The sequence below is a fragment of the Paraburkholderia sp. Cy-641 genome (genome assembly GCF_011752945.1).
Lineage (GTDB): Bacteria > Pseudomonadota > Gammaproteobacteria > Burkholderiales > Burkholderiaceae > Paraburkholderia.
Map to the genome: position 1 here is coordinate 21,965 of NZ_VWWM01000053.1, position 11,730 is coordinate 33,694.

Consider the following 11,730-nt stretch of genomic DNA (forward strand, 5'->3'; position numbering starts at 1 on the left):
GTCCTGGAGATCGGCTGGCTTGCCTTGAGATGCCGTGCCCGGCACGGCATTCGGAAGGAGCGTCGTCGCCAACGCACGCCGGCCTGCTTCACGGGTTCAGATGCCGGCGCAGCAGTGCATTCACCTCGTTGGCCTTCTCCATCTGCGGCATATGGCCGGCGCCGTCCAGCAGTTCCACCGTCGCGCCGGCGGGCGCGGCCCTGGCATGGCTGCTCGGAATGACCTGATCCTCGCGGCCCCAGATCACCAGCACCGGCTTGCCGAAGCTGCCTAGCGCCTTGCCGGGCTGTTCGCTCTGCCTGCCGCCGCCGAACAGTTGAGTACCCAGCGCGCCGAGCGCTTCGGTCACGCCGTCCAGGCGCTTGTACTTGAGCAGGTCGTCCAGCAGCTGGCGGCTCACCAGCGCGGGGTCGGCGAACAGCAGCTCGGCCACGGGCTTGAGTTCGCGGCGCGAATCGGTACGCACGAAGCCGTCGGTATAGCCGGCGTTGACCTCGTCGCCGAAGCCGGCGCTGTCGATCAGCGCCAGCGAGGCCGCCTTCTGCGGCGCGTCCACGGCGATCTGCGCGGCGACGCCGCCACCCATCGAGTGGCCGACCAGGTGCGCCGACGTCACGCCGATGGCCTCCATGAACTTGCCGACGAAAGCCGCCTGCGCCTTGAGCGTGGTGCCGGCCAGCTTGATCGCGGACTGCCCGTGCGCCGGCAGGTCCAGCGCGATCACCGGATGCTTCTCGGCCACCGCGTCGAGGTTGAACAGCCAGTTGTTCAGGTCGCCGCCGAAGCCGTGGATAAAGAGCACCGGCGTGCCCGACGCCGGCCCGCGACGCGCGTAGCGCACGCGAATGCCGTCCACCTCCGCATAGTCGAACGCCGGGCCGGCGTCTTCGTCGTCGCTGTCGGCGGCCGGCACCTCGAACGCGGCGACGTAGGCGTCGATGTCCGCATCGCTCACGTCCGGCTCCGCCAGCACACCGAGCAGCGCCTTGACCGGCAGCGTCTCGCCGCTTTGCGCGACGATGCGGCGCAGCAGTCCGGCATCGGCGGCTTCCACCGCGTTGGAAATCTTGTCGGTATCCACGTCGACCAGCGCCGTGCCGACTTCGATGCGCTCGCCTTCCCGGACCAGCCAGTCCTGCACGGTGCCTTCGCGCATCTCGAGCCCCCACTTGGGCATCACGATCGGGGTTATCGCAGCCATCAGTTCTTCCCTCCTTGCATCGTGCGGCGCGCCGCCTCCGCGATCTGCGCGGCGCTCGGGATGTACAGGTCTTCCAGCGCGGGCGAGAACGGCACCGGCGTATGCGGCGGGCAGACCATCTCGATGCCGGCCTTGAGCGCGCCGAACGCGCGCTGCGCGACCTGCGCCGAAATGTCGGTGGCGATATTGCAGCGCGGGCTGGCCTCGTCCACCACCACCAGACGGCCGGTGTTCTCGACCGTTTCCAGCACGGTGTCGATATCGAGCGGCGACAGCGTGCGCAGATCGACGATCTCGGCCTCGATGCCTTCCCTGGCCAGCGTCGCGGCGGCTTCCAATGCCCGATGCACCATCAGGCCGTAGGTGACGATCGATACGTGCTTGCCGTCGCGCACGATGTTGGCCTCGCCGAAGGGGACCGTATACGAGTTCTCCGGCACTTCGCCTTCGAAGCCGTACAGGTTCTTGTGCTCGCAGAAGATCACCGGATCGTTGTCGCGGATGGCCTGGATCAGCAGCCCCTTGGTGTCGTAGGGCGTGGACGGGCACACCACCTTGAGGCCGGGGATGTGCGTGAACAACGGCGTCAGCATCTGGCTGTGCTGGGCGGCGGCCCGAAAGCCGGCGCCGACCATCGCGCGGATCACGACCGGCGTTTCGGCCTTGCCGCCGAACATGTAGCGAAACTTCGCGGCCTGGTTGTAGATCTGGTCGAAGCACACGCCCATGAAGTCGATGAACATCAGCTCGGCGATCGGCCGCATGCCGCACGCGGCCGCGCCGATCGCCGCACCTATGTAGGCGGACTCGGACAGCGGCGTGTCGAGCAGGCGATCGCCGTGCTTGGCGTACAAGCCCTTGGTCACGCCGAGCACGCCGCCCCACGCGTCCTTTTCGCCATTCGCGCCGGCACCGCCGACGATGTCCTCGCCCAACATGATGACGCTCGGGTCGCGGGTCATCTCCTGGTCGATCGCCTCGTTGATCGCCAGCTTCATGCTCAGTTTGCGGGCCATGGTCAAGTCTCCTGATTGAATGATGGGATCGGTCGTCGCAAAGTGCTTTCAATAGCTGACATAGACGTCCGCGAGCAGGTCCTCGGGGCCCGGCAGCGGCGCCGCCTTGGCCTCCACGACCGAATGCTCGATCAGCGCCGCGACCTCGCGATCGATCGCCTCCAGCTCATCGCGCGCAATCACCTCCGCGCGCGTCACCACCTGCGCGAACTTCCTGATGCAGTCCTTATTGCCGCGAATCTCGTCGAGTTCGCCGGGTGCGCGATAGGTCTGCGCATCGCCTTCGAAGTGGCCGTAGAAGCGCACTGTCTTGCATTCGAGCAGCGATGGCCCGCCGCCCTCGCGCGCGCGCCGGATCACTTCGCCCGCGGCCTCGTGCACCGCGAAGAAGTCGGTGCCGTCCACCGTCACGCCCGGAATGCCAAAGCCGGCCGCGCGATCGACGTAGCTGTCCACGGCCGTGCCGTATTCGCGCGCGGTCGATTCGGCATAGCCGTTGTTCTCGATCACGAAGATCACCGGCAAATTCCAGACGGCGGCCAGGTTCAGGCTTTCGAGAACCGTGCCCTGGTTCGACGCGCCGTCGCCGCAGAACGTGATGCCGACCTCGCCTTTGCCGCGGAACCTGGCGGCCAGCGCCGCGCCGCAGATCAGCGGCGCGCCGGCGCCGAGAATGCCGTTGGCGCCCATCATCCCCTTCGACAGGTCCGCGATGTGCATCGAGCCGCCCTTGCCGTTGCAGGAGCCCCCCTTGCGGCCGTAGATCTCCTTCATCATCGCCACCGGGTCCACGCCCTTGGCGATGCAATGGCCGTGGCCGCGGTGCGTGCTTGCAATGCGGTCGCCGTCGCCCAGGTGGTGCAGAATGCCGACCCCGGTCGCTTCCTCGCCGGCATAGAGGTGGACGAAGCCGGGAATGTCGCCGCGGCCGAAGTCGACGTGCAGCCGCTCTTCGAACTCGCGGATCGTGCGCATCTTGCGGTAGACCGCGAGCAGCGTCTCCTTGTCGAGCGGCAAGCGGGCCTGCCCTGCTGCGATGTCTGCGTCCATGTCTGTCTCCTGTTTCAGGTTTGGGGAGTGAGGGGGCGGAATCCGGCAACGGGCAGGCTCGCGCCCGCGGCGCTGCGCATCAGTTGCGCGTCCGCCGCATAGCTCATGCAGGCGGCCACGTCGATGCTGTGAAAGGCGTTCTCGTGCAGGGTCACGAAGACTTCATCGTGCGGACCGAAGGTCAGCTCGCGTTCGCCGTCGAGTGCGACGATGCCGGCGCGCTGCCGCACACGCTGCGGCACGGCATGTTCGAGGCGGTGCCAGGCGGCGATCGGCACCGGCCGCAGCAGGCCGGGCGCGATCGGCGCAATCAATTCGAACGCGCCATGGCCCGGGCTGGCGAGCTCGACGGCGAGGCCGCCGGATTCGTCCCGGCCGATCGGCTCGATCAGGCCGGCGATGGCGGACAGGCCGATTGCCTGCGGACTCGCGTACGACACGTAGACCGCGGCCAGCGTGTCGGTCTTCCATACGGCGCGCGCGCCGATGTATTGCTCGCGGGAGATGACCGCGTCCACCAGCGCGATATCGCGCCGTACTGCTCCGTTCGGCTCGCGAATCGTCACGTCCAGGCGCTTGTTGCTCGCGAGCGCGCACGAGGCTGGAATCCGTCCGCTGGCGAACAGGCCGGTCGCGAGGCCGGTGATGGTGGGTTCGCGCATGTCGGGAAAGGCATTGTTGGTACCCGTGGAGATCCCGACGATCGGTACATCACCGCACTCGCGAACCACGGCGCGATGCGTGCCGTCACCGCCGAGCACCACGATGGCGGCAACGCCCGCCTCGCGCATCATGTGCGCGGCGCGCAGCGTGTCGTCCACGCTGCCGGTAACCGGCATGTCCAGGTACTCGACGGCCGCCAGCGCGGCATCGGGCCCTTGCGAGCGCGCCAGATGCCGCTGCAGCATGACCCGCAGCCCCTCGCGGTCCGGCATCATCAGCACGCGGCCAACCCCACCGGCGGCCAGCGCGGCCAGCAGCCGCAGCACGATATTGACGCGATCGGCCAGTTGCAGGCTGTTCGCGTTGGCGATGACCCGGCGGATGTCGCGTGCCGAAATGGGATTGGCAATGATGCCAACCCGCGGCGGACGAACCGGACAAGGTTCGCGCATGCCTGTCTCCTGATGTGCGTGTTCTGACAGGCGTAAATACCGCAACGACTATGCCAATGCCGCATCCCCCGGGATGGGCGGAAAATCTACGGGAATACCCCCGGGAATAGGGACGCGAAGGGGCATGAAGGGACGCGAATCGACGTGAAGCGCCGAATTGGAGCGTGCCGCCGAGACAGGTGTCACAGCGGCAACTGCATCGTGGTGGACAGTCGTATCGGTGAAACGCGGGCCGTGCCGTTAGCGCCGGCTCTCGCCGGCATCCGTGTCGCTGCGGTTGGGCGACTGGATGCCATAGCGCGCCATGCGGCGGTACAGCGTCATGCGGCTAATGCCGATCTGGCGGGCAACGGCGCTCAGGTTCCAGCCGGACGCGCGCAGGTACTGCATGAGCAGCATGCCCTCGGGCGGCAGAACGGCCGGTTCCAACGCCGCAGCCGAATGCGTCGCCACGCCGGCAGCCTCGCGCGCCGCCACGGCTGCCTCGCCGATACCTTCGGGCAGGTCATCCACTTCGATGTGGCCATGACTGCAAACCGCGCGCGCATATTCGAGCGCGTTGCGCAGTTCGCGCAAATTTCCCGGCCAGCGATGACGATGCAACCGCTCGCGCGCCGCTTCCGAGATCGTGAAACCCGACTCGCGCTCCGGTACGGCAAGCAGCTTCTGCACGAGCCAGTCCAGATCGCTGCGCTCGCGCAGCGGCGGCAGCACAAAACGCGCACCGTTGAGACGGTAGTACAGATCCTCGCGAAACCGCCCGCTGCTGATCAGCTGATCAAGCGAGTGGTGAGTGGCCGAAATGACTCGCACATCGACGGGCACCGGACGCGAAGCGCCGATCGCCAGCACCTCGCCCTCGGACAGCACCCGCAGCAGACGCGACTGCAACTCGCGCGGCATGTCGCCAATCTCGTCGAGGAACAGCGTACCGCCGTTTGCCGCCTCGATCAGGCCGCGCTTGGGCCTGGAACCGGCGCCCGAGAAACTGTTGGGCAGATGCCCGAACAACTCGCTCTCGATCAGCGTTTCGGGAATCGCCGCGCAATTGACCGCGATAAATGGACCATTGCGGCGTGAACTGGCTCGATGCAGCGCCTTGGCAAAAAACTCCTTGCCGCTGCCGGTCTCGCCGTTGATGAGCAGGTTGATGCGCGAATCGACCAGCTTGGCGGCACGCTGCAATTGCTGCTGCAACATCGCATCGCCACCGCATAGGGCCTCCAGTTCGGGGGGCAGCGGCAGCGATGCGCTGTCCGGCATTCCATGCTGCAAACGCAGCACCGGCGGCATCACGCTCAGGTAGAGCCGTTTTCCGCTATGGCTCAGCCGCACGACGCGCTGCTCACTGGGCCGCGAGTAGACGAAGCGGCCCAGGTCTTCCTGACGTGCCTCGAACAACGCCTCGAAGCGCAGGCCGATCAGCGACAGCCCCCTCGCCTCGACACCGGGCTCGGCGATCAGCATTTGCTGGGCGCGACGGTTATGGCCCGAGATCCGGCCATCGGCGTCGAGGGCGATCAGGTACTCCGGGTTGACGTCGAGGAACTCGGACGCCGGACTGAGCTTGAGCATCCAGTCCTGCCGGTGCCGACGCAAGAAATAGGCGTCCTCGATCTGATTGGCGTACATGCGTACCAGTTGCAGCGCAAGCATCTGGCTGTACTTCGCCTGCGGCGAACTCAGCGCGGAGATGTCGAGAATCGCATTGAGCTGACCATACGAATCGAACAGCGGCGCCGCGGTGCAGGTCAGCGGAATATGGGTCGCATCGAAATGATCGGCCTGATGTACGGTCAGGGCCTGACCCGTCGCCAGCGCCGTACCGACCGCACAGGTGCCCGCACCGTTTTCGCTCCATTCGGCGCCCAGATAAAGGCCGGCGCGTCGTAGCGCGGCATCCGTATTGGCATTGCCGAGGTAGTCGACGGTGACGCCGTCGGCATCCGTCAGCAGCACCACGTAGCCCATGCCCCCTACCTGGCCGTACAGGGTTTCGAGGCCATGACGGGCAATCCGCGTGAAATCGTCGATGCGTTGCTGATGTTCGCGCAAGCGCATCTGCGGCAGAATGCGCGCTTCCTGCATGCGGGCCGGATCAAGACCGTACTGATGCACGCAACGCCGCCACGAACTCTGGATGATGGCATCGTGCGCGCGCGCGACGCCTGACGACTCGCCGGTAGTCGTCAGGACTACTGTCTCGATGTGCTCGCGTTGCCGCTGGTCCATCGCTGCCTCCTTACGACGCGCCTGATGCCGGGTGCGCCGATACCGGCCAGCCTGCCACGCTGGCTCAACGTGCCGGGTGGTGCCTCCGGGCACATCACCGTGCAATACATCGCCGGGCGGCCATAGGGTCGGAGCCGCCATTTTTTGAAATTGAAATGCGGTCGCAGGACGCCACGGGCTGTGCCTGCAGGCGGGCCCGGCAGATTTCGAATTCAACGGTACCCGACTCGATAATGTATCCGACTGCCTCCGGATTGTGCAAATCCGGCGGCACGACGGCCTGCAAGCCAGCGTGAGCGAGCAGCAGGATTAGTTCCGCCACGGAGAGTCGCGAAACGACTCGGCGAGATACTCGACCAGTTGCCGCACCTTGGCCGGGACGAACTTGCGCGAGGGATACAGGGCAAACACGCCCAACTCGATGGATCGGTGCTCGGGCAGCACCTCGACCAGTTCCCCGCTCGTCATGACACCGTCGACCAGGAAACTGGGCAGCAGGACGATCCCCCGGTGCTGACGCGCCATGGCAAGGCAGGTATCGCCGCTGTTCGTGCGCACACGCGGCAGGACACGTGTCGTCACGATCTCGCCGGCATTCTCGAACTCCCATTGGTCGCCAAGAGAAAACAGGTTATAGGCAATGATGTCGTGCCGCTGCAGGTCCGAGGGATGAAGAGGCCGGCCTCGCGCCTGGAGATAGACCGGCGAGGCGCAGAGGATCATGCGCGTCGACGCGAGCTTGCGACCGACCAGTGAGCTGGAGGGTATGCGCGCGATACGCACGGCCATGTCGAAGCCTTCGTCGACGAGGTCGACGACGTGATCGGTCAGCGTCACCTCGAGCATCACATCCGGGTTGTCGGCGGTGAAGCGCCCCCATAGCGGCGCCAGATGAGACAGGCCGAACGTCATGGGCACGTTGACCTTCAACCGCCCGGACGCCGCACCGTGATGCGCGGTGAGTTCGGCCTCGGCCTCATCGACGCCGGCCAGCAGCGCACGGCATCGGGCGAGAAAGGTCTCGCCCTCCGAGGTGATCGAAAGCCGGCGCGTGGTGCGATGGAGAAGGCGCACGCCCAGGCGCTTCTCCAGCTCGCCGACCCGCTTTGAAACGGTCTGCTTTGAAAGTGCCATCGAATCGGCCGCGCCGGCGAAGCTGCCCGTATCGACGACCGTCGTGAAGACTTTCATCTCGTGGAAACGATCCATTGTCTCTCTCTCGTGGACAAACCATCAGGCTGCCTGCTGTTTATCTAGCGCGGCAGAATTTATAGAGTGTGCATCGTGAAAGCCCCATCCCATCACGTCAAGCAAGGAGTACGGCATGAGCAATAAAACGGCACCCGCGAACGGCAGCGCCCTCGACCTGACTTCGGGGCGTCGCAGATTCCTCGCGACTTCAGCAGCAGCAGCAACAGCAACGGCGTCCGGCCTGTTGGCTACGACGGCCTCGGCCGCAACCTGCCCCGATAAGCAATGGGTGAACCTGGGGGTGCCCTGGGAAGCGAGCTACGGCTACGTGCAGGCGATTCGCGTCGGCGACACGATCTACGTATCGGGTCAGCTCAGCCATGACGATACGGGCAAGCTGGTCGCCCCGGCGCCGGTCGATGCCAACGGTAAAGTCGTCGATTTCTCCAACATGGGCCTGCAGATGCGCCAGGCCTACGCGAATGCGACCAAGGTGCTGAAACTGCTCGGCTTCACGATGGCAAATGTGGTCGAGGAAACGCTCCTGGTTCTCGACGTGGACACGGCCTTTGCCGTGGCGGGCGACATTCGACGGCAGGCTTACGGCAGCAACATGCCGATCGTGACGAGTACGATGCTGGCGACGCCGCGCCTGGCGTTCGTCGGTCAGCTGATCGAGATTAAATTCGTCGCGCGTGTCATCTGAGTGACCAGCGGAATAGCGTCGGCGAGAGCCGGCTCTATTGCGGGCTACGTTTGCGCCACTGCCCCAGGTCGATGTCGATTCGCTCTTCAATCGAACCGCTCCAGTGAGTAGCGAAGCCCGCCTCCCGCAGGAGTTCGATCAGGCGACGCGAGAGCAGCAGGGTATGCTCGTCACGGGCCTGCGGAGTCGGGCCGATGCCGCTGAAAGACAGGTAAAGATGGCCAGTATCAACAGCGCGATCTACGTCCTGGCTGTGATAGAAACAGTAGCCTAACAGCCCGGAGCCTGGGCCGCCCGCGGCCTTCCACGCCTCCCGCGCATCGTCTTTCCCTTCCTGGTTGGTATTGCCCGCGCAATGCAGGGCGATGAAGTGTTCAACCCGAAGCGCCTGGAACACTTTCTCCAGGCGGTCGTATTCGGTAGGGTTTGACCATTCGGCTTCCATGGCGCGCTTGGCGGCTGTCGCCTGGGCCACCTCGGATTTCACCCAGACCAGGTCGTCGGCGTTAAGGTCGTCGGGATCGAGATATTCATCCGTGATGATCGCCTCGATGTCATCAAGGGCGTGGAATCCGCCCCACACCAGTTCATGGATGCGCCAATGGGTGTCCTGGGTATTCAGACTCAACGGCATTGCACTCTCCATTCGCGCTTGCGATCGCCCTCTGGGCATGCGGCGACGCAAGCTATATATAGCGAAATAATCAGGCCCGGTGATTCTAGCAGGCCTATTCTCCGCAATGGCTTGCGCTTGAAATGACAGAACACACGGAGATTTGACGCAACGGCGCAGCGAGCGGTCGCATGCCGGCCCGGTTTCGGGCGACTGCATAGGATCGCCAGGATTTATTCGTCGCATGCGGGATTCCGACCGCCATCCATTGATCGACTCTGTGGCCACGAAACGCCCAGACATTCAATTCATCCATTGCCACTCAACACAACCGCTAGAATTACAGTTTCAGCCCGGAATACGCCCATGTCATTTGCCTCGCTTGGCCTGATCGATCACTTGCTGCGTAATGTGCAGGACCTCAATTACCGGACACCTACGCCGGTGCAGGTCAAGGCGATTCCTGCCGTGCTCAGTGGCAAGGACGTCATGGCGGCGGCACAGACCGGCACCGGCAAAACGGCGGGTTTTGCGCTTCCGCTGTTGCAGCGGCTGGTGCAACACGGCCCGGCGGTGTCCAGCAACCGCGCGCGCGTTCTGGTGCTGGTGCCCACACGTGAACTGGCCGAACAGGTGCTGCAAAGCTTCGTCGGTTACGGCAAAGGCCTCGATTTGCGATTTCTGGCCGCTTATGGCGGCGTGAGTATCAACCCGCAAATGATGAAGTTGCGCAAAGGCGTGGATGTGCTCGTTGCCACGCCGGGCCGTTTGCTGGATCTCCATCGCCAGAACGCAGTGCAGTTTGATCAGGTACAAACGCTGGTGCTGGATGAAGCCGACCGCATGCTGGATCTGGGCTTTGCGCGCGAACTCAACGCCGTCTTCGCAGCGTTGCCGGCCCAGCGCCAGACCCTGCTGTTCTCCGCCACGTTTACCGAGGATATCCGCGCCATGGCGTCTGGCATTCTGCGCGGCCCGGTCGATATCAGCGTCAACCCGCCCAATGCCACGGCCAGCAAGATCAGGCAGTGGGTGGTGACGGTGGACAAAAAGAACAAGCCTGACCTGTTCATGCACCTTGTGGCCGAGAACAACTGGGAGCACGCGCTGGTGTTCGTCAAAACCCGCAATGGCGTGGATTACCTGGCGGCCATGCTGGATGACGCGGGCTATGCGGTCGACACCATCCACGGCGATAAACCGCAACCCGCGCGCCTGCGTGCGCTGGAGCGCCTCAAGACAGGCGAAGTACAGATGCTGGTCGCCACCGATGTGGCTGCGCGCGGGCTCGATATCGACGATCTGCCGCTGGTGATCAACGTTGATCTGCCGATCGTGGCGCAAGACTATGTGCACCGTATTGGCCGCACCGGCCGTGCAGGTGCCAGCGGCGTGGCGGTGTCCCTTGTGTGTGCCGATGAAGCGCCGCAGCTGGCCGCGATTGAAGCGCTGATCCGGCAAACGCTGCGCCGTGAGGAAGAGCCCGGTTTTGAAGCTGAACACCGCGTGCCGCAAACTAGCGCGACGGGGCAGATCATCAGGAAACCGAAAAAACCGAAGAAGCCCAAGGTGCCGTTCGCCGCGCCGGGCGCAACGCAGGTGCCCGGCAAAAAGCCGCACCCGCAAAGTGGCGAAAACAGGCACAAGCCTGCGGCGCAACGTGCTGTGGCCGCGGGTAAAGGCACAGCTTTGTCTAGCGGTAGCCCGTTCAGCGTGCAGAAGCCGCGCAGCAAATCCGCCGGCAAGCCAATTGCGAGTTCACGTAAGCCGGCTGGCAAACCTGCTGGTGGCCGCGGTAAACGCCAACCTTGATATGCTTGTCCGCACTATTAACCGTAGATGGACCGACGAGTCCGTCTACTACTGGTTGGGTACCCAGGCAGCATTCGTACGTAATCGAAAGTCAGTAGTGAGTCTTGAGGAGAGGTTCCATGAGCCTGACGAAGAAGCAGAGTGAATCCCTGATTTCCACACTTAAAGCCCGCTTCGAGAAAAATCTGAGCCGTCACAAAGACATCGAGTGGACGCAGGTTCAATCGCGGATGACGTCAGATCCAAAAAAATTGCGGTCGCTTCACGAGATGGAAGCCACGGGTGGTGAGCCAGATGTCATTGGTCACGACGAGAAAACCGGACAGATCATATTCTGTGATTGTTCCGCTGAAAGTCCCGGCGGCCGGAGAAGCTTTTGCTTTGATCGTGAAGCGCTGGATTCCAGAAAGGAGAACAAACCAGCGGGTAATGTCCTGGACACGGTGGCAGCAATGGGAATCGAGTTACTGTCGGAGGCGCAGTACCGCGATCTGCAAAAACTCGGCTGCTTTGATGCCAAGACTTCCAGTTGGGTTGCGACGCCGCCGGAAATCAGGAAACTTGGCGGAGCGCTGTTCTGTGACAGGCGCTATGACACGGTTTTCGTGTATCACAATGGCGCACAGTCGTACTACGCAGCGAGGGGTTTTCGCGGCATATTGCGGGTCTAGCACGGGGATCAGCAAAACCCAATGGCTGAATTCTCCCTTTTCATCCATAAGTAGTGAGCGGTCTAACGACTGCAGAGCAACCCATAGCGGCCCATGGTCCGCGATCGTGCCGACGGCCGCAAT

10 protein-coding genes are annotated in these 11,730 nt (G+C 63.9%); 3 read left to right on the plus strand and 7 right to left on the minus strand.

The window, feature by feature from the left end; translation table 11 throughout:
* Positions 1-88: 88 nt before the first annotated feature.
* From F3J20_RS24635 to F3J20_RS24660, 6 genes are all read right to left on the minus strand, one after another.
* Positions 89-1,201 (minus strand): acetoin dehydrogenase dihydrolipoyllysine-residue acetyltransferase subunit, encoded by a 1,113-nt coding sequence (locus tag F3J20_RS24635; protein WP_167284794.1) that lies wholly within the window; start codon positions 1,199-1,201, stop codon positions 89-91.
* Positions 1,201-2,217, minus strand: a complete 1,017-nt coding sequence (locus F3J20_RS24640) for an alpha-ketoacid dehydrogenase subunit beta (RefSeq protein WP_167048097.1) — start codon at positions 2,215-2,217, stop codon at positions 1,201-1,203. Before F3J20_RS24640 ends, F3J20_RS24635 begins: the two co-directional genes overlap by 1 nt.
* 48 nt (positions 2,218-2,265) lie before the next feature.
* Positions 2,266-3,267: a thiamine pyrophosphate-dependent dehydrogenase E1 component subunit alpha gene (locus tag F3J20_RS24645; protein WP_167048094.1), complete on the minus strand. Its 1,002-nt coding sequence runs from the start codon at positions 3,265-3,267 to the stop codon at positions 2,266-2,268.
* Positions 3,268-3,281: 14 nt separating this feature from the next.
* Positions 3,282-4,382, minus strand: a complete 1,101-nt coding sequence (locus tag F3J20_RS24650; protein WP_167284795.1) for an NAD(+)/NADH kinase — start codon at positions 4,380-4,382, stop codon at positions 3,282-3,284.
* Positions 4,383-4,622: 240 nt separating this feature from the next.
* A complete protein-coding gene (locus tag F3J20_RS24655) occupies positions 4,623-6,614 on the minus strand; it encodes a sigma-54-dependent Fis family transcriptional regulator (protein WP_167284796.1) in 1,992 nt (663 codons plus the stop codon).
* Positions 6,615-6,923: 309 nt separating this feature from the next.
* Entirely contained in the window at positions 6,924-7,823 is a 900-nt protein-coding gene (locus F3J20_RS24660; RefSeq protein ID WP_167048089.1) for a LysR family transcriptional regulator, read from the minus strand.
* Between the two features lie 115 nt (positions 7,824-7,938).
* On the opposite strand from F3J20_RS24660, the gene F3J20_RS24665 reads away from it, so the two are divergent.
* Complete coding sequence (locus F3J20_RS24665; protein WP_167048086.1) at positions 7,939-8,511, plus strand: RidA family protein; 573 nt, start codon at positions 7,939-7,941, stop codon at positions 8,509-8,511.
* 34 nt (positions 8,512-8,545) lie between these two features.
* Here the strand turns inward: F3J20_RS24665 and F3J20_RS24670 are convergent, their stop codons facing one another.
* Positions 8,546-9,145 (minus strand): hypothetical protein, encoded by a 600-nt coding sequence (locus F3J20_RS24670; RefSeq protein ID WP_167284797.1) that lies wholly within the window; start codon positions 9,143-9,145, stop codon positions 8,546-8,548.
* 345 nt (positions 9,146-9,490) lie between these two features.
* Here F3J20_RS24670 and F3J20_RS24675 point away from each other — a divergent pair, with 345 nt between their 5' ends.
* Both F3J20_RS24675 and F3J20_RS24680 read left to right on the plus strand, forming a co-directional pair.
* A complete protein-coding gene (locus F3J20_RS24675; RefSeq protein ID WP_167284798.1) occupies positions 9,491-10,936 on the plus strand; it encodes a DEAD/DEAH box helicase in 1,446 nt (481 codons plus the stop codon).
* A gap of 119 nt (positions 10,937-11,055) precedes the next feature.
* Complete coding sequence (locus tag F3J20_RS24680) at positions 11,056-11,607, plus strand: DUF4256 domain-containing protein (RefSeq protein WP_167048077.1); 552 nt, start codon at positions 11,056-11,058, stop codon at positions 11,605-11,607.
* Positions 11,608-11,730: the final 123 nt, after the last annotated feature.

Excerpts from the sequence above, each read along its gene's own strand:
- F3J20_RS24670 (WP_167284797.1), bottom strand. The coding sequence starts at position 9,145 with ATGCCGTTGAGTCTGAATACCCAGGACACCCATTGGCGCATCCATGAA.
- F3J20_RS24665 (WP_167048086.1), top strand. The coding sequence starts at position 7,939 with ATGAGCAATAAAACGGCACCCGCGAACGGCAGCGCCCTCGACCTGACT.
- F3J20_RS24635 (WP_167284794.1), bottom strand. The coding sequence starts at position 1,201 with ATGGCTGCGATAACCCCGATCGTGATGCCCAAGTGGGGGCTCGAGATG.
- F3J20_RS24645 (WP_167048094.1), bottom strand. The coding sequence starts at position 3,267 with ATGGACGCAGACATCGCAGCAGGGCAGGCCCGCTTGCCGCTCGACAAG.
- F3J20_RS24655 (WP_167284796.1), bottom strand. The coding sequence starts at position 6,614 with ATGGACCAGCGGCAACGCGAGCACATCGAGACAGTAGTCCTGACGACT.
- F3J20_RS24650 (WP_167284795.1), bottom strand. The coding sequence starts at position 4,382 with ATGCGCGAACCTTGTCCGGTTCGTCCGCCGCGGGTTGGCATCATTGCC.
- F3J20_RS24680 (WP_167048077.1), top strand. The coding sequence starts at position 11,056 with ATGAGCCTGACGAAGAAGCAGAGTGAATCCCTGATTTCCACACTTAAA.
- F3J20_RS24675 (WP_167284798.1), top strand. The coding sequence starts at position 9,491 with ATGTCATTTGCCTCGCTTGGCCTGATCGATCACTTGCTGCGTAATGTG.
- F3J20_RS24660 (WP_167048089.1), bottom strand. The coding sequence starts at position 7,823 with ATGGATCGTTTCCACGAGATGAAAGTCTTCACGACGGTCGTCGATACG.
- F3J20_RS24640 (WP_167048097.1), bottom strand. The coding sequence starts at position 2,217 with ATGGCCCGCAAACTGAGCATGAAGCTGGCGATCAACGAGGCGATCGAC.